This is a genomic window from Afipia sp. GW821-FHT14H12 (assembly GCF_058803465.1).
This window is the reverse complement of record NZ_JBXAOZ010000006.1, coordinates 1-17,421: the sequence shown is the minus strand read 5'-3', so window position 1 is coordinate 17,421 and position 17,421 is coordinate 1. Positions and strand designations below refer to the sequence as shown.

Genomic DNA, 17,421 nt, shown 5'->3' with positions numbered 1-17,421 from the left:
ACCGGCATGTCCATCGCCCGCAGCACCCGATCCGGAACAGGGCTCGGACCCGGGATTTGAAGAAAATGGCGCCCTTGGAAACCGGTCATAACCTTCAACCCTCTTGGTCTGGCGGCACGGCTTGCATGCCATCGCCCTTTAGGGGTCCTGACCTTGCGTCCGACCCTCTCCCTGTTAGCAGTTGAGAGGATTGCATCTAATTTTTTTGAATGCAACATAAATTTTGAATTCAAAAAATAACTCGCCAATTATTCCCTGCCAGATTAAAGTCACGTTAGAAAAACCGGCGATTCCATCATGACTGTTTCAGTTGCGACACTTCACTCCGACGAGCCCGTGGACGTTAAGGAAGAGACCTCCCTCCACGACGAAACGCTTTCGCGGCTGCGGGATCACATCGTCGAGGGTAACATCCCCGACGGCGGGCGAATTCTTGAACGCGAGTTGTGCGAACTGCTCGGCATTTCCCGCACGCCGCTGCGCGAGGCGCTCAAGGTGCTCGCCTCGGAGGGCATCGTTGAGCTCTTGCCTAATCGCGGCGCGCGCGTCCGTGCGCTAAGCGAGCGCGATCTGCACGAACTGTTCGACCTGATGGGAGGGCTGGAAGCCCTGTCCGGCAGGCTTGCCTGCGAAAACATTACCGACGCGGAAGTCGCCGAGATCGAGCAGTTGCATCACGAGATGTACGGCTTTTATCTGCGCAAGGACATGCACAACTACTTCCGTGCCAACCAGGCGATCCACCAGAAAATCCTGGCGGCCTCGCGCAATCACACCCTGCAGTCGACCTACGCCACCCTCGCCGGACGCATCCGCCGCGTGCGTTACTCGGCCAACTTCGCGCGTGAAAAAGAGCGCTGGGGCGAAGCAATGCGCGAGCACGAAATGATCCTCGACGCGCTCCGCCGCCGCGCCGGCGCCGAGCTCTCCGAGATCCTGTTCCATCATTTGAGAAACAAGCGGCGCGCCGCCATGGAACCGATGCAGCAGCAGTCGGATACCGTCTCGTCCGCCACAAGCTAAGATATCGCAGTTTTTGCATACAAAAATTTGCGATCCGGCGATTTCTTTTGCATTTTATATTTGCGCCCCCTACCAATTCAGACGCGTTGAGCTTGATCCGGGACAGCTCGGGGCTGGTTGCCCCATGAAATCGCTCGGAAGGCACTGCCGCAATAAGGATGATGCCCTATCGGGCTGACTCCGGCGGGTGGGCTTTCTCCGGAAATATTCGAGATGGTGAGGCCGTGGCCGCCACAAGCAGCCGCGAAATCGTTCAGGGAATGAGCATGGCGAACGGGGCAGGATCGAAACTCGAGCAGCGGCTGCGCGCCGAGATCACCGGCGACGTCATGTTCGACGCCTTCTCGCGGGGCCGCTACGCCACCGATGCGTCCTTCTACCAGATCATGCCGTTCGGCGTGGTCGCGCCGCGTACCAAAGCGGAAGCTCTCGCCGCAATGGCGATTGCCCGCGACGAGGGTTATGTCGTCACCCCGCGCGGCGGGGGCACCTCGCAATGCGGCCAGACCATCAACAACGGCCTCGTTGTCGACGTTTCCAAATACCTCAACAAGATCGTTTCGCTGGATGTCGAGAAGCGCACCTGCGTGGTCGAGCCCGGCATTGTGCTGGACGACCTCAACCGCCAGCTGAAAAAACACGGCCTGTGGTTTCCGGTCGATGTCTCGACCGCCTCGCGCGCCACTATCGGCGGCATGGCGGGCAACAACTCGTGCGGCGGCCGTTCGCTGCGCTACGGCACCATGCGCGACAATACGATTGCGATGGATGCCGCCCTCGCCGACGGCACCGAACTGCATTTCGGCCCGGTCGAGCGTGACGCCGCATGGCCGAACGTCGAAGCGCCGGGGCGCGATCTGTTTCGCGACCTGCTGTCGCTCGGTGCGCGCGAGGCCAGCGAGATCATCGACCGTTTCCCCACCGTCCAGCGCCGCGTCGGCGGATACAATCTCGATGCGCTGACGCCGAACGGGCCGACCAACAACATGGCGCATATCCTGGTGGGCTCGGAGGGCACCCTCGCCTTCACCACTCAGGTCGAACTCAAGCTGTGGCCGCTGCTCGGCGCCAAGGTATTCGGCGTCTGCCATTTCGGCAGCTTCTACGAGGCGATGGATGCAGCCCAACATCTGGTGAAGCTGAAGCCGATCGCAGTCGAGCTTGTCGACAAAACCATGATCGCGCTCGGCCGCGACATCGCGATGTTCCGCCCGACCATCGAAGCGGTGGTGCGCGGCGAGCCCGAAGCACTGCTGATCGTTGAATTCGCCGAAGAGAACCAGGACACCAACCTCGCCAAACTCAAACAGCTCAACGAACTGATGGGCGACCTCGGTTTCGGCTGGAATAACCCGCCGCGCAAATGGGGCGGCGTGGTCGATATCATCGAACCAGCGATTCAGGCGGCGATCACCGATTTCCGCACCTCCGGCCTCAACATCATGATGTCGATGAAGACGGCGGGAAAGCCGGTGTCTTTCGTCGAGGATTGCGCGGTGCCGCTGCCGCATCTGGCCGAATACACAGACCGGCTGAACAAAATATTCGCCAAGCACGGCACCAGCCCGACGATGTATGCCCACGCCTCCGAGGGTTGCCTGCATGTGCGCCCGGTGCTCAACCTGCGACTGGAGAAGGACGTCAAGGCGATGCGCGCCATCGCCGAAGAAGCCTTCGCCATGGTGCGCGAGTTCAAGGGCTCGCATTCTGGCGAGCACGGCGATGGCCTTGTCCGCTCCGAATTCCACGAACAGATGTTCGGCCCGCGCATCGTGCGCGACTTCGAGGAAGTGAAGCAGCGTTTCGACCCGCAAGGTACGCTCAACCCCGGCAAGATCGTGCATCCGCCGAAGATGGACGACCGCTCGCTGTTCCGCTTCAAGCCCGGCTACAAGGTCGAGGATTTCAAAACCGAGCTCGACTGGTCGGCATATCCCGGTGCTGCCGGCGGTTTCCAGGGCGCGGTCGAGATGTGCAACAACAATGGCGCATGCCGCAAGCTCGAGGGCGGCGTGATGTGCCCGTCCTATCGCGCCACGCGCAACGAGAAGGATGTGACGCGCGGCCGCGCCAACACGCTGCGCCTCGCGATTTCCGGCCAGCTCGGCCCCGACGCGCTGTCGTCCGACGAAATGATGGAGACGATGAAGCTGTGCGTCTCCTGCAAGGCCTGCCGCCGCGAATGCCCCACTGGCGTCGACATGGCCAAGATGAAGATCGAGGTGCTGGCGGCGCGGGTGAAGACTCACGGCCTCACGCTGCGTAACCGCCTCGTCGGCTACCTGCCGTATTACGCAGGTTTTGCTTCCACGTTCGCGCCAGTGGTGAACCTGCGTAACAGGAGCAAATTCTTGCGCTGGGCGCTGGAAAAGATCGCGGGCTTCAGCGCACGGCGCGATCTGCCGGAATGGCGGCGCGACACGTTCGCGCCGAACGGCACGGTGTTCGGCCCGGAAGGCGGACCCGAAGTGGTGCTGTTCGCCGACACCTTCAACCGCGCTTATGAACGCGAGAACCTCGACGACGCGCTCAGCGTGCTGATCGCGGGCGGTTACCGCGTGCACGTGCCGAAACCCACGACCGGCACACGGCCGCTGTGTTGCGGCCGCACCTTCCTGTCCGCCGGACTCGTCGGCAAGGCTCGCGAGGAACTGGATCGCCTTGTCACCGCCTTTGCACCGTTTGCGGAGCGCGGTATTCCAATTATCGGACTGGAGCCAAGCTGCCTGCTGACGCTGCGCGACGAGCTGCTTTCCCTTCGCAGCGATGACACCGCCAAGGCGGTGTCGGCTCAGGCGTCGCTGTTCGAGGAATTTCTCGCCCGGGAAGCTGCCGCAGGCAGATTGCAACTGCCGTTGAAGCCCATCGCACCCAAGGCGATGGTCCACGGCCACTGTCACCAGAAATCGTTCGATGCCTTCACCCCGGTGCAGAAGGTTCTGCGGCTGGTGCCGGATCTCGATGTCGAAGTCATCGAGTCGAGTTGCTGCGGCATGGCGGGAGCCTTCGGCTACGGCGCGGACACCTACGATGAATCCATCGCCATGGCCGAACTGAAATTGCTGCCTGCCGTGCGCAAGGCGTCCGCCGAGGCCATCATCGTCGCCGACGGCACATCCTGCCGCCATCAGATCAAGGACGGCACCGGGCGCGGCGCGTTGCACGTCGCGCGGGTGCTGGCAATGAGCCTCGGTCATCGTCCTGACAGCCATTCCGGCCCGGGCGCTTGATCGGCGAAAGGCAACATGCTGAAAAGCTGTATCTCATACCCTTCACGAGGAAACAGCCATGACACTCAAGCTCGACACCGCCCGCAAGATTCTTGACGCCGCCCTAGCCAAGATCGCTGAACTGAAGACCAAGCCGATGGCGGTCGTCGTGCTCGACTCGCGCGGCTGCATCAAGGCTTCCGTTCTCCAGGACGGCACGAGCCTGATGCGCCATGAAGTGGCGCACGGCAAAGCCTATGGCGCGCTCGCGATGGGCGTCGGGTCGCGCGCGCTCTTCAAGCGCGCCAACGAACAGCCCTATTTCATCGACGCCGCCAACACCATGGCGCGCGGCGCACTGATTCCCGTTCCAGGCGGCGTGCTCATCAAGGACTCAAACGGTGACGTGGTGGGCGCAGTCGGCATCAGCGGCGACACGTCAGACAACGACGAGACCTGCTGCATCGCGGGCATTCAGGCTGCGGGGCTGAAGGCGGACGCCGGCTAGCCACGCTACAGGCACGTACGAGGGCTGTTTCGACCCTCACTCTTTGTTCAAAAATACAAGAAACGGAAACGTCCATGCCTGTCCCAAAAGCGTCCGATGCGCTTTCGCGCTTCACCGTGCTGGATCTCACCCGCGTCCGTGCGGGCCCGACCGCCGTACGGCAGCTCGCAGATTGGGGCGCGAATGTCGTCAAACTGGAAGCGCCGACCGATATTCCCGACGACGAGCAGCTTGGCGGTGCAAGGCATGGTCCCGACTTCCAGAACCTGCATCGCAACAAGCGCGCGATGACGATCGACCTGAAGAACGAGGCCGGGAAAAAGGCCTTCTATCGCATGGTCGAGAAAGCGGACGTCGTGGTGGAGAATTTCCGCCCCGACGTGAAGGCGCGGCTGGGCATCGACTATGAGACGCTGCGCAAGATCAACCCGCGCATCGTCTATGCCAGCATCTCCGGCTTCGGTCAGGATGGGCCTTACGCCAAGCGGCCGGGCTTCGACCAGATCGCCCAGGGCATGGGCGGCCTGATGTCGATCACCGGTGCGCCGGGCGAAGGCCCGATGCGCGTCGGCATTCCGATCGCCGATCTCACCTCCGGCCTGTTCTGCGCGATGGGCATCCTCACAGCGCTACTGGAGCGTGAGGTGTCCGGCGAAGGCCAGGCCGTCCAGACCTCGCTGCTGCATTCGCAGATTTTCATGCTGGATTTCCAGGCCGCGCGCTGGCTGATGCAGCATGACGTGCCAAAGCAGGCTGGCAACAACCACCCGACCATGATCCCGACCGGCGTGTTCAAAACCTCGGACGGCTATATGAACATCGCCGCCACCGGACAGGTGATCTGGGAGCGTCTCGCACATGCGCTCGGCCGTAGCGACCTGATCGAACAGGCTGAATATCGCAATCCGAAAATGCGCTCGGAAAACCGCGACGCGCTGAACGCCGAGATTGAAAAAATCACCAGCAGCGCGACCACCGCCGAATGGATCGAGAAACTGAACAAGGCCGGCGTGCCTTGCGGGCCGATCTACACCATCGACAAGGTGTTCGAGGATGCTCAGGTGAAGCATCTCGATCTCGTCGCGAAAGTGCCCGGCACCGGCAACCGCGACGTGAATCTGGTGAGGCAGCCCTTCTCGCTGTCGCGGACCCCGAGCCGCTTTGTCGCCCCGCCCCCCGAGGTCGGAGAGCACACCGACGAACTGCTGCGGGAATTCGAGTTCAGCGACGAGGAAATCGCCGCGCTGAAACAAAGCAAAGCCGTCTGACAGCGAGGCGCATCATGACCACAACCGACAAGATGATCGCTCGCAGAGATGGCGCGGTCGGCACCCTGACCTTCAACAATCCGGCGCGGCATAACGCGGTGTCGCTGGAGATGTGGCAGGCTTGCGCGGAGATCATGAATGACTTTTCCGCCGACCCGGCTATTCGCGTGGTCATCATCACCGGCGCGGGCGAAAAGGCGTTCGTCTCCGGCGCGGATATCTCGAAATTCACTGAGGAGCGCGCGTCCAGCAATGGCGCCGACATCTACAACAAAGCGGTCGAGGCAGGCTATGCCTCCGTCTACAATTGCCCCAAGCCGACCATTGCCATGATCCGCGGTTACTGCGTCGGCGGTGGCATGGGGCTCGCAAGTTGCTGTGACATCCGCATCTGCACGGAGAATTCGCGCTTCGCCGTCCCCGCCGCGAAACTCAGCGTCGGCTATGGCTATCCCGGCGTGAAACGGTTGCTCGACATCGTCGGCCCCTCCTTCACCAAGGAAATCTTCTATACCGCCCGGCAATTCGATGCGGAAGAAGCGCGCACCATGGGGTTTGCTAATCGCGTGGTGCCGGACGATCAGCTCGAGACCTACGTCAGGGACTACGCCGCAACCATCGCGGGCAACGCGCCGCTGACCATCGGCTCGATCAAGTTCATCGTCGGCGAAATCGTCAAGGACGAGAGCGCGCGCGATATGGCAAAATGCCACGCGATGGTCGATAAATGCTTCGCGAGCAGTGATTACGAGGAAGGCCGCAAGGCGTTCATGGAAAAGCGCAAGCCGGTCTTCACCGGCAAGTGAGGATCTGAAAGATGACAGGCCGCCGCCCCGCCGAGCCAGGCATGACGATCGCGCAGGTCGAAACCCCGGCGCTGATCGTCGATCTCGACGCGATGGAAGCCAACATCAAGGCGCTGGCAGCGCGGGTGGCGGCCTATCCGTCCGTGCGCGTCACACCGCACGCCAAGGCCCATAAAAGCGTCGAGATCGCCAGGCGCCAAATGGCGGCGGGTGCCGCCCGGATGTGCTGCCAGAATGTCGCCGAAGCCGAGGCGATGGCGGCAGGCGGCATTAACAGCATTCTCCTCTCCAACGAAATCATCGGCGTGGAGAAGGCCAAGCGCCTTGCGCAGGTGGCACGCACGGCCAAGGTCGGCGTCTGTGTCGATCACGTCGATCAGGTCAAGGTGCTGGCGGACGCCGCGCGCGAAGCCGACGTCACCTTCGACGTCCTGATCGAGATCGATGTCGGCATGGGACGCTGCGGCGTCACTTCGGCCGCCGAGGCCGTGGCACTGGCAAAGGACGTCGCCAAGCACAAGAACCTGCACTTCTCGGGCTTGCAGGCCTATCACGGCACCGCGCAGCATCTGCGCCACCCCGAGGAGCGCGTCGCCGCCATCGCCAAGGCCGCCGCCTTCGCACGCGAGACGGCCGACGCGTTGCGTACGGCAGGGCTTCCCTGCGACGTCATCGCCGGCGCAGGCACGGGCTCCTACGAAAACGAAATGATCAGCGGCGTCTACAATGAACTGCAATGCGGCTCGTACGTGTTCATGGACGCCGATTATGGCCGCAACGACACCGCCTACCCTTTCCGCAACGCGCTGTTCATTCTGGCGAGCGTCATCAGCGCAGCCGCCCCTGGCCGCGCGGTGTGCGACGCAGGCCTGAAATCGCTCAGCGCCGAAAGCGGCCTGCCGGTCGCGTATGAGGCTCCCGGCGTCACCTACATCAAGGCCACCGACGAGCACGGCACGCTGCAATTGTCACCGCAGGCCGCCGTCAAACCGGGCGACAAACTCAAGCTGATCCCCGGCCATTGCGACCCCACCGTCAACCTGCATGACTGGCTCGTCGCCTGTCGCGGTGACAAGGTCGAGGCGGTGTGGCCGGTCGCGCGCGGCTGGTGACAAACAATCGGATGACACGATGAAGCCGAGCAACCTGCAGATCGATTCCGGACGGTTGTGGCGCGACATTCATGATACCGCGAAATTCGGCGGCACGGCCAAGGGCGGCGTCAAGCGCCTCACCCTCAGCGAAGAAGACAAGCAGGTGCGCGACTGGTTTCGCGCTGCTTGTGAGGCGGCCGGTTGCGAGGTCCATGTCGATGCGCTCGGCACGATGTACGCCCTGCGGCCCGGCCGCGATCATTCCAAACTGCCAGTCGGCCTCGGCTCGCATCTCGATACTCAGCCAACAGGCGGCAAGTACGATGGCGTGCTCGGCACCCTCGCCGCGCTGGAGGTGATCCGTACCCTGAACGATGCCGGGATCGAGACCGACGCGCCGCTCTGCCTCGTCAACTGGACCAACGAGGAAGGCTCGCGCTTCGCGCCTGCGACGATGGCGTCGGCCGCTTATGCCGGTGAATACGACACCGAGAATATTCTGGGCCGCCGCGACTCCAACGGCATCAGCGTAGCCGACGCGCTCGATCGCATCGGCTATCGCGGCAATGAAGCGGTCGGCGCGCGGAAATTCGCGGGCTTTGTCGAACTGCACATCGAACAAGGCCCCATTCTCGAAGCCGAGAACAAGACCATCGGCGTCGTCGAACGCGGCCAGGGCATTGCATGGTTCGACGGCTCGATCACCGGTTTCGCCAGCCATGCCGGCACCACGCCGATGCCGTTGCGACATGACGCGCTCCTGGCTCTGTCCGAGCTGGCACTGGCTGTCGAACAGGCTGCCATGACACATGGGCCAAATGCCGTGGCGACCATCGGCGAAGCCAAAATCGAGAATGCGTCCCGCAACGTCGTGCCCGGCGAAATTCATTTCACCATCGATGCACGCAGCAACGCAGCGGATATTCTCGACAAGTTGCATGACGCATTCAGGATCGCTGTCACCGAAATCGCGGCACGCCGTGGCGTCGGAATCGAACTCATTCCGGTCTGGCGCAAGGAGCCGACGGTCTTCGACGCAGGCCTGGTTGAAGCCATCGCGCAGTCCAGCAATGAGCTTGGCTACGCCAGCCGGCGCATCACCTCCGGCGCCATCCACGACGCCTGCAACCTCAGCGCGGTGATGCCGGCAGCGATGATCTTCGTCCCCTGCAAGGACGGCATCAGCCACAACGAACTTGAAGACGCGACGCAAGCCGATTGCGCGGCGGGCGCAAACGTCCTGCTCCATACCGTGTTGAAACTTGCAGGCATCGCTGGCGAAAAAGGTTAGTTCGCATTCGGCAATTGCGTGCCGAGGCCCGCGAGCCGCATCAATGACTGGATCTGGCTTTTCTGGTCTGCGCGCAACTGCGCGAGGAACGGCCCTGCCGCCGCCATCAACCGTTTCACCGCCTCATTGTCAGCATCCATCGACGAGGGCTGGCGGCGGGTCACATGCATTGCCGAAACCACTTCACGAAGCGCACTCTCGACCGGCGGCCAGTATTTCTCCTGCGCGGTGGTCAATTTCAGACGCGCCTTGATCGCCGCGATCTGCTGGTCGTCGAGAAGCGCCGTCGTCGGCCGGACGGGCGGAGGCGCAGGCGCTACCACCGAAGCCACCATGAACTGCCGTGCGGTATCGAGAAACATGCTGACGCTCACCACCGGCGGTGGCGCGCGCGTGGCGAGGCGGTCCGCCTTGATCTCGGCCGTCGAGCGCACCGGCCAAGGCTCGGGACCCGACTCGGAATCGGCTGTCCGCTCCGCCACGGCGGCGGGTTCAACAGCCGCCTCGGGACCACCGAGATCGTCGAGCACGACAATCGTGGCAACCGCCGTCGCGGCTCCGACCAAGGCAGCTATCGCGATATAGGGGGCCCAAGCCCGCACCATTCACTCCCATTTCCGTGGCGACGGGTAACCACCCAAATATGGCGTCCTCGTGCCATCCATCGAAGGCCGCAGCACCAGTCTCAGCGCGCCTTTCCCCGAATCGGATTTCCGACGATTCGCCCTTCATCTCCAACTAATTGTGGCCTCATGCCATGGGAGGTTCCGGACTAGCCTATCAGGCTTTCCGGCCACCAGACGCAAGAGAAGCTCAATGAACCTGACCCCAAGTACCTTACCCCGCATCGGTATTATTGGCGGAGGCGCTGGTGGCCTCGAACTCGCGACCCGACTCGGGCATCGCCTTGGGCGCAAACAGGCGCAGATCCTGCTGGTGGACCGCAATCCCTCCCACCTCTGGAAACCGCGCCTGCACGAGGTCGCAGCCGGCCTGATCGGAAGCGGTGACGACGAAACCAACTACCTCGCCCATGGCTGCGTACACGGGTTTGATTTCGCCCTCGGCAGCCTCCTGTCGATTGATTCCATGGGCAAGACCGTAACGCTCGACCGCGTCCTGAGCTCGGCGGACGACACCGAGGTTCTGGGCGAACGCACCTTGCCTTACGATATGCTGGTGCTGGCACTCGGCAGCCGGGTGAACGATTTCGGCATTCCCGGTGTTCTCGAATACTGCCATATGCTCGATAGCCCGGCGCAGGCGCTAAAACTGCAACGAGCATTTCTGGAGTCAGCCATCCAGGTCGGCGCAGGCCGGCTCGACCGGGTCCGGGTCGGCATCGTCGGTGCTGGCGCCACCGGTGTCGAACTTGCCGCCGAGCTTTATCATGCCGTTCATGCCATGGAGCGCTGGGGCGGCCTCGGCGCAAGCGGAAAGCTCGACATCACACTGGTCGACATGGCCTCGCGTATTCTGCCTGCGATCGATCCGAAAACTTCCCGCCACGCCACGAAGGTGCTCGAGAAGCTCGGAGTTCGCATTCTGCTGGGGGAAAGTGTCGAGCGGGTCACGGCCGACGCCCTGCACCTCAAAAGCGGAGCCACCGTGCCCTGCGAGATCAAGGTCTGGGCATCCGGCGTATCGGGGCACGATACCGTCGCAGGCCTGAAAGGCCTGTCGCTGACGCCCGGAAACCGGATCAAGGTCGATCACCATCTTGCCTGCGACGGCGCGGCGGATATCTTTGCGATGGGGGATTGTGCGGCCGCTCCCGCCCATATCGGCAACGCCCTCGTGCCGCCGACCGCACAGGTCGCGCACCAGCAGGCCGCCTATCTCGCAAAGCTTATTGAGCGCCGCCTGTCCGGCCGGACCGTCGGGCCGTTCAAATACCGGCCGCGCGGCACGCTGGTGTCACTCGGCGAAGGCGGCGCAGCGGGCGAGTTTCCGACGTTCAGGTACAGCCAGTCTATCTTTCCGGCCAACGGCAGCCTGGCCAAGGTGCTGTATGTCTCGCTCTACCACATGCACCGCGTTGCCCTGCATGGCTGGCTGCGGGCCGCGGCGTTGTTTCTGGCCGACAGGCTACGGCGCACCACCCTGCCGCCGGTCAAACTGCACTAGGCCAGCAACTGCGCTAGGCCCGGTGCACTCCAGATGCCTCATGCAACTCGCGCATATAGGCCAGCCCCTGCACGGCCAGACGCTGCTCATCGTGCTGGCCTTCCGAGGTCAGCTTGTCGATATAATCGGTCAACTTGATGCGCGAGGCCTCGAGCTGGGCATGATCCACGCTGCGCATCATGGCGAAGGTCGTCATTACGCGGTCGATCACATCATCCATGGCAAGCCTCGCTATTATCGGAATTAAGAACTTGGCGTACTAACTCTGCCGCACCGCAAAAGTTCCCCTTTTGCAACCATAAGCAGATCTCACGCTGTTGTTAGCTGTGCCCCCTGAAAGCCGCGGCGACTGCCTCGCCGACCGCTGCCAGAGCCTCATTGCGCTCGTTCATCGATGCTGCGGTTTGCGTCAGATATGCCGCAACAATGAGAGGCGCCGCATCCGGCGGCCATAGAATGCCGACATCATTGGTCGAACCGCGCTCCCCGCTTCCAGTCTTGTCGCCTACCCGCCAGCCTGCGGGAAGCCGTGCACGCAGGCGCGCATCGCCCGTCTTGTTGGCAAGGAGCCAGGCCTTCAATTGCTCCGACGATGCCTTTGCCAACGCACCTCCGAACATCAACTTGCGCAGGTCCTCCGCCATCGCGGCAGGTGTCGTGGTGTCGCGTGGATCGCCCGGCACGGCTTCATTCAACGCCAGCTCGGTACGGTCGAGCCGCGTCAGCGGATCGCCCAATGCGCGCGCGAAGGCCGTGACGCCGGGCGGACCACCAAGCATGCCGAGCATGAGATTCCCGGCCGTGTTGTCGCTGAGCGTGATCGCCGCCTCGCACAGTACGGCAACGGTCATGCCGCTCTCGAGATGCTTCTCCGTGGCGGGAGAATAAGTCACGAGGTCGCTTTTGGAAAAATGCACGCGCCGCTCTAGCGTCTCCTGCCCTTGTTCGACGCGCTTGAGTATCGCCGCTGCCGCCATCAGCTTGAACGTACTGCACATCGGGAAGCGTTCGTCCTTCCGGTAACCGAAACGGCGATCCGAGCCCGTGTCGAGGACGGCGACACCAAGCCTGCATTTTACCCTGCTCTCGATACGGGAGATCTTGCTCTTCAAATCCTGCAGCGGCCGCGCGAGGGCGACGGAGCCTGAGCATGCCACTCCAAGTAAAGCCGTTGTTCCAAACAGGAAAGTGCGCCGAGTCGTCATCACACCTCGATTTTACAGGTAATAAAAAAGCCAGGGCAGCTCGCGCTGTCCTGGCTTTAGAAAGCCGTCAGATACGGCTTTCGGATGGCAACGATGGAGTTACTGGAACAACTTCATCGCATTGATCAGCGTCTGCGTCACGCCGGCAATCAGTGGAATGCCGACGAAGCCCCAAGCGATAATCAGTTGCAGCGTGGACGTTGCGCCTTCTTGCGTGGTCTGCATGACAATCTCTCCTTATGCCTTGGCGCTAGCCAGCGTGTTGACAGCGGTACCCGGCTTGTCTCCAACCATGTGGTAGCGAGAATGCACCGCTTTGACCAAGAGGTTGCAGATGAAGCCGATCACCAGCAGACCTGCCATGATGTACATGGTGTTGTTGTAGGCCTGCGCCTTCGGAACACCATGAGTGATGTTGTACTCGCGGAGATAGTTGACGATCACCGGACCGAAGATGCCGGCCATCGACCAAGCCGTCAGCAACAGGCCGTGGATAGCGCCGACATACCTGACGCCGAACATGTCCTTGAGATAGGCCGGCACTGTCGAGAAGCCGCCGCCGTACATCGAGATGATGACGAGGAAGCAGCAGACGAACAGCACGACGTTTCCGGAAAGACCGGCGTAAGGGACGGTGCAGTACAGGACGAAGCCGAGGACCATGAACACGAAGTAGGTGTTCCGCCGGCCGATGTAGTCCGACAGCGATGCCCAGCAGAACCGGCCACCCATGTTGAACAAGCTCATCAGACCGACAAAGCCCGCGGCCGCAACCGGCGTGATGTGACCCGGGAACATTTCCTGGCTCATCGCCGAGGCCTGGCCGAGCACGCCGATACCGGCGGTCACGTTCAAGCACAACACCCACCAGATCAGCCAGAACTGAGGGGTCTTGACGGCGTCGTAAACGAACACGTCGTTGCGGGTGATCATCTTGTTCGTGGTTGCCGGTGGCACGTAACCCTCGGGCACCCAGCCCGCTGGCGGGACGCGCACGATGATCGAGCCGACGATCATGAAGCAGAAATACACCGCACCCAAAATGACGAAGGTTTCCATGACACCGATATGCGTCGGCGTATTGAACTTGCTCATCAGCCAGACCGAGAGCGGCGAGGCAATGAAAGCGCCGCCACCGAAGCCCATGATGGCCATACCCGTGGCCATGCCGGGACGATCCGGGAACCACTTGATCAGCGTCGAGACCGGCGAAATGTAGCCGATGCCGAGCGCGATGCCGCCGAGAACGCCGTAGCCGAGATAGATCAGCCACAGGGTATGGAGATACACACCGATCGCTGACAGGAAGAAGCCACCGGCCCAGCAGCAGGCCGCCGTGAACATCGCCTTGCGCGGGCCACCTTCCTCAACCCAGCGGCCGAACACCGCCGAGGAAACACCGAGGAAGAAAATCGCGAGCGAGAAAATCCAGCCGAGTTCGGTGAGTTTCCAATCGCCCGGTGCCGATTGTGTGATGCCGAGCAGCTTGGTCATCGGCAGGTTGAACACGCTGTAGGCGTAAGCCTGGCCGATACAAAGATGGACGCACAGCGCAGCTGGCGGAACCATCCACCGGCTGAAGCCGGGTTTTGCGACCGTGTTCTCACGGTCTAAAAATGAAGCCATTTGTTTTCTCCCCTTACAGCCACTTCTAGAGGGTGGTCTGCAATCCCATGTGCGATCCAGTTTTTCTCCATGCCTTCGCTTGCACGCGAACAAGGGACGTTGCCCAAGGCATCGACGAGTCCGCGAGGATCACGACGCGCGGTATTCAAATGATCTAAACCCGACAGACTTCTGATATTCCCCATCTATCTAAAAGGTAGATGGTATCTATCGGATTTGGGCAGAAGGCGCGACGAATGTCGATCATCCAAAGGTAGAACAGGAGAGGATTCATCTTGGCAGGAAGCGAATGCTGCCACTGCGAATGGAATTCGACTTCATATTATCGGCTGACGATGGAATTTCCGGCGGAAGACTATGCTTGGCCGAGTTTCTCGATCAGGAAGACGATCCCATCCGTGTCATGTTTCACGATCTCGATGCGGTCGCCAGTCTCTAAAATGAGATGAGGAAGATCGATCGCTGCGAGCGGATCGGTGCAGACGACTTCGAGCCTATCGCCCGGCTGCAGGGATTTCAGCGCCTTGCGAGTCCGCAACACCGGCAGGGGACATTTCAATCCGCTGAGATCGAGTTTGAGAAAAGACATTGCCGCTACAGCAAACTCGAATACGGCAGGAAGTTCAGCATATCGCCTGATTTGACGCTGGAGACATCTTCGCCGAGCTCGACAAGGCCATCGGTTTGCACCAGCGACGATAAAAGGCCCGCCCCGTCGCGCGGAAACTTCACAACGCCGAAAAGCCCGTCATTACCTTGCTTCAGCGTCACGCGGACATATTCCCGGCGCCCGGCCTTCTTGCGGTAATCGAACTCCGCACGCGCGCGCAGCGGGACAGGTGTGGTCGGCAATGTCCCGGCAAGGGTGAGAATCGCCGGCCGCGCCACATAAGTGAAAGTGACAAAGCCCGCTACTGGATTACCTGGCAGCCCGATGAACGGCGTGCCGTCGATCACTCCCATTGCGACGGGGCGGCCCGGCTTGATCGCCATGCGCCAGAGCACCAGCGATCCGATGGATTCGATCGCCGCCCTGACATGGTCCTCCTCGCCTGCCGAAACCCCGCCGGTGGTCAGAATCAGATCGCAATCCCGCGCAGCCTCTTTCAACGCCGCGGCAAGCGCCACCCGGTCGTCGCGAAGGATGCCGAGATCCATCACCTCGCACCCGAGACGGCGCAGCATCGCGCTCAGCATGGTGCGATTGGAATCAAACAGTTGTGACGCTGTTCGCTTCTCGCCTGGCGCCACCACTTCGTTGCCGGTCGAGAAGACAGCCACGCGCGGACACCGGTGCACCGCGAGTTCGGTTAGCCCAAGCGCCGCAGCCAGCGCGACGTCCTGCGGGCGCAGCAGCCGCCCCTTCGGCAACGCGCTGGAGCCCTGCGAAATATCCTCGCCAGCCAGACGCACGTTCGCCCCACGCGCAAGGCCGGACGGCAGCAGCACGGTGCCATCTTCCGTCAGTTCGACATCTTCCTGCATGTAAACCGTGTCGGCGCCGGCAGGCATCGGCGCGCCCGTGAAAATCCGGATCGCATGACCGGGCCGGATCGCCTCGCGCGCGCTGGCACCTGCCGCGACGCGGTCCTGCACCTTGAACACGCATGCTTCGCCGACAGGAACGTCCTCGCCACGCACCGCATAGCCATCCACGGCCGAGTTCATGAAGGAAGGAATATTGATCGGCGCGATCACATCGGCGGCGAGGACTCTCCCATCCGCTTTGGACAACTTCACATTCTCGATGTCTTCGACCGGTGTCAGACGCGACCTGATAATGGACAACGCCTCATCCACCCTCATCATCGGGCCGCCGAATGCGAAGCAATCGTCTGAAAGTTGCGCCATCCTTCAACCCGCCACGCGCGCGGAAAGCTCATTACGATTCTCGGCGTGTGCTTTCACAAAATCTGCAATCGCCGGAATGTCGTCGAGATCGAACATCGGCAATCCGCTTTCCACCCGGGTGTCCGTCGCGACAGCGATGATGTTCGGATCGTTCGGAAACATCAACGGCTTCGCGTTCTCCGCGCGATAGATCTCGATCTTACGGTGCCCCTGCGCCTTAAAACCTTCGATGATGACGTAATCAACGGGCGCCATTTTCGCCAGCAGCTCGAAAAGCGACGGTTCGGGATCGCCACGCAGTTCGTTCAGCAACGCCCATCGTCTGGCCGAAGAGATCAGCACCTGCGTCGCACCGGCCTGTCGATGAACCCAGGAATCCTTGCCCGGCTTGTCCAGGTCGAACTCATGATGAGCATGCTTGATAACGGACACGCGTGCGCCCTCGCCGATCAGATGAGGCACAAGACGCGACAGCAGCGTGGTCTTCCCCGCCCCGCTCCACCCGGCCAGCCCGATCACCCGCATCGCATTCTCCCACTCTTGTCCGCGTGCTATAGCGTGACTGCCGCTTGGCACAAGGCCGCAAAGTGCCGAATCGATGCGGGTTTGGGGAATCATGGCGACCGATCGCGCAATAGAGGATGACTATCCGCCCACACCCGGCGTGCTGCTGGCCGGGGGCCTCGCCCGCCGCATGGGTGGGGGCGACAAGCCGATGCGGCTGATTGCCGGGCGGCCCATTCTGGAGCGTGTGATCGGCCGTCTCGCCCCGCAATGCGATGGACTTGTGCTCAATGCCAATGGCGATCCAGCCCGTTTCGCCGCATTCGGCCTGCCGGTCGTGTCCGACGATGTCGCGGATTTCCCCGGACCGCTCGCAGGCGTACTGGCGGGCTTGGAATGGGCAGCTGCGAACCGCCCAGATGCTCAATATGTCCTCACCGCGGCCGCCGACTGTCCCTTCCTCCCACGCAACCTTGTGTCTCGCCTGCATCAGGCCCGGCGTGACAATGATGCAGAGATTGCGGTCGCCGAATCCGGCGGCCAGATGCACCCGATCATCGCGATCTGGCATGTCGATCTCCGCCATGCCATCCGGCACGCTCTGACGGTCGAGGACTTCCGCAAGGCCCATGCCTTCGTGCGGCGCTTTCGGCTGGCGCAGGCCTCATGGCCGACCGCGCCGCTCGATCCGTTCTTCAACGCCAATCAGGCCGACGATCTCGAAGAGGCAACACGCCTCGCGGGGCTCGACGGCGGCTGACCATCCCTGAAACCCGGCCGCCCTGCCCGCAGAGCTACCCAGGCCTTCCTGACAACAACCCTTCCAGACAACAAAAAAGGCCGGCTTTCGCCGGCCTTTTCCTCGGATCGCAGGTGCGATCAGAAGGTCTTAGTACTTGGCGACAACCG

General features: G+C 62.0%; 17 protein-coding genes and 1 pseudogene. 9 read left to right on the top strand and 9 right to left on the bottom strand.

The annotated features are described in order from the left end of the window. Nucleotides 1-218: pseudogene (locus AC1RNA_RS17255) on the bottom strand (hypothetical protein); the annotation flags it as partial. Between the two features lie 79 nt (nt 219-297). On the opposite strand from AC1RNA_RS17255, the gene AC1RNA_RS17250 reads away from it, so the two are divergent. The 7 genes from AC1RNA_RS17250 to AC1RNA_RS17220 all read left to right on the top strand — a co-directional run bounded on the left by AC1RNA_RS17250 (nt 298) and on the right by AC1RNA_RS17220 (nt 9,199). Continuing rightward, nucleotides 298-1,023, top strand: coding sequence for a GntR family transcriptional regulator (locus AC1RNA_RS17250; RefSeq protein WP_492951881.1), 726 nt, complete (start codon nt 298-300; stop codon nt 1,021-1,023). A gap of 266 nt (nt 1,024-1,289) precedes the next feature. Further along, a complete protein-coding gene (locus AC1RNA_RS17245) occupies nt 1,290-4,253 on the top strand; it encodes an FAD-binding and (Fe-S)-binding domain-containing protein (protein ID WP_492951880.1) in 2,964 nt (987 codons plus the stop codon). Between the two features lie 58 nt (nt 4,254-4,311). Next, nucleotides 4,312-4,740 carry a GlcG/HbpS family heme-binding protein gene (locus tag AC1RNA_RS17240; protein WP_492951879.1) on the top strand — a complete coding sequence of 143 codons (429 nt, stop codon included), beginning with the start codon at nt 4,312-4,314 and terminating at the stop codon, nt 4,738-4,740. A 74-nt stretch (nt 4,741-4,814) separates the two neighbouring features. Continuing rightward, entirely contained in the window at nt 4,815-6,008 is a 1,194-nt protein-coding gene (locus AC1RNA_RS17235) for a CaiB/BaiF CoA transferase family protein (RefSeq protein ID WP_492951878.1), read from the top strand. A 14-nt stretch (nt 6,009-6,022) separates the two neighbouring features. Further along, complete coding sequence (locus tag AC1RNA_RS17230) at nt 6,023-6,814, top strand: enoyl-CoA hydratase (protein WP_492951877.1); 792 nt, start codon at nt 6,023-6,025, stop codon at nt 6,812-6,814. Nucleotides 6,815-6,825: 11 nt separating this feature from the next. Next, nucleotides 6,826-7,926, top strand: a complete 1,101-nt coding sequence (locus AC1RNA_RS17225) for a DSD1 family PLP-dependent enzyme (RefSeq protein WP_492951876.1) — start codon at nt 6,826-6,828, stop codon at nt 7,924-7,926. Nucleotides 7,927-7,945: 19 nt separating this feature from the next. Continuing rightward, nucleotides 7,946-9,199 carry a Zn-dependent hydrolase gene (locus AC1RNA_RS17220; protein WP_492951875.1) on the top strand — a complete coding sequence of 418 codons (1,254 nt, stop codon included), beginning with the start codon at nt 7,946-7,948 and terminating at the stop codon, nt 9,197-9,199. Here AC1RNA_RS17220 and AC1RNA_RS17215 read toward each other — a convergent pair. After that, complete coding sequence (locus AC1RNA_RS17215; RefSeq protein WP_492951874.1) at nt 9,196-9,804, bottom strand: hypothetical protein; 609 nt, start codon at nt 9,802-9,804, stop codon at nt 9,196-9,198. The genes AC1RNA_RS17220 and AC1RNA_RS17215 overlap by 4 nt on opposite strands. A gap of 211 nt (nt 9,805-10,015) precedes the next feature. On the opposite strand from AC1RNA_RS17215, the gene AC1RNA_RS17210 reads away from it, so the two are divergent. After that, nucleotides 10,016-11,326, top strand: a complete 1,311-nt coding sequence (locus tag AC1RNA_RS17210) for an NAD(P)/FAD-dependent oxidoreductase (protein WP_492951873.1) — start codon at nt 10,016-10,018, stop codon at nt 11,324-11,326. Between the two features lie 13 nt (nt 11,327-11,339). On the opposite strand, the gene AC1RNA_RS17205 is transcribed toward AC1RNA_RS17210, so the two are convergent. The 7 genes from AC1RNA_RS17205 to mobB all read right to left on the bottom strand — a co-directional run bounded on the left by AC1RNA_RS17205 (nt 11,340) and on the right by mobB (nt 16,533). Next, nucleotides 11,340-11,546, bottom strand: coding sequence for a hypothetical protein (locus tag AC1RNA_RS17205; protein ID WP_009341301.1), 207 nt, complete (start codon nt 11,544-11,546; stop codon nt 11,340-11,342). Between the two features lie 100 nt (nt 11,547-11,646). Next, nucleotides 11,647-12,531, bottom strand: coding sequence for a class A beta-lactamase (gene bla, locus AC1RNA_RS17200; RefSeq protein ID WP_492951872.1), 885 nt, complete (start codon nt 12,529-12,531; stop codon nt 11,647-11,649). A gap of 99 nt (nt 12,532-12,630) precedes the next feature. Continuing rightward, a complete protein-coding gene (locus AC1RNA_RS17195) occupies nt 12,631-12,756 on the bottom strand; it encodes an MFS transporter small subunit (RefSeq protein ID WP_009341299.1) in 126 nt (41 codons plus the stop codon). A gap of 12 nt (nt 12,757-12,768) precedes the next feature. Beyond that, nucleotides 12,769-14,157: an L-lactate MFS transporter gene (locus AC1RNA_RS17190; protein ID WP_009341298.1), complete on the bottom strand. Its 1,389-nt coding sequence runs from the start codon at nt 14,155-14,157 to the stop codon at nt 12,769-12,771. 355 nt (nt 14,158-14,512) lie between these two features. Beyond that, entirely contained in the window at nt 14,513-14,746 is a 234-nt protein-coding gene (locus tag AC1RNA_RS17185; protein WP_009341297.1) for a sulfurtransferase TusA family protein, read from the bottom strand. Nucleotides 14,747-14,751: 5 nt separating this feature from the next. Further along, complete coding sequence (locus AC1RNA_RS17180) at nt 14,752-16,008, bottom strand: molybdopterin molybdotransferase MoeA (RefSeq protein ID WP_492951871.1); 1,257 nt, start codon at nt 16,006-16,008, stop codon at nt 14,752-14,754. A gap of 3 nt (nt 16,009-16,011) precedes the next feature. Next, nucleotides 16,012-16,533 (bottom strand): molybdopterin-guanine dinucleotide biosynthesis protein B, encoded by a 522-nt coding sequence (gene mobB / locus AC1RNA_RS17175; RefSeq protein WP_492951870.1) that lies wholly within the window; start codon nt 16,531-16,533, stop codon nt 16,012-16,014. Nucleotides 16,534-16,624: 91 nt separating this feature from the next. On the opposite strand from mobB, the gene mobA reads away from it, so the two are divergent. After that, on the top strand, nt 16,625-17,272 hold the full coding sequence (mobA, locus tag AC1RNA_RS17170) for a molybdenum cofactor guanylyltransferase MobA (RefSeq protein ID WP_492951869.1): 648 nt from the start codon (nt 16,625-16,627) through the stop codon (nt 17,270-17,272). Nucleotides 17,273-17,421: the final 149 nt, after the last annotated feature.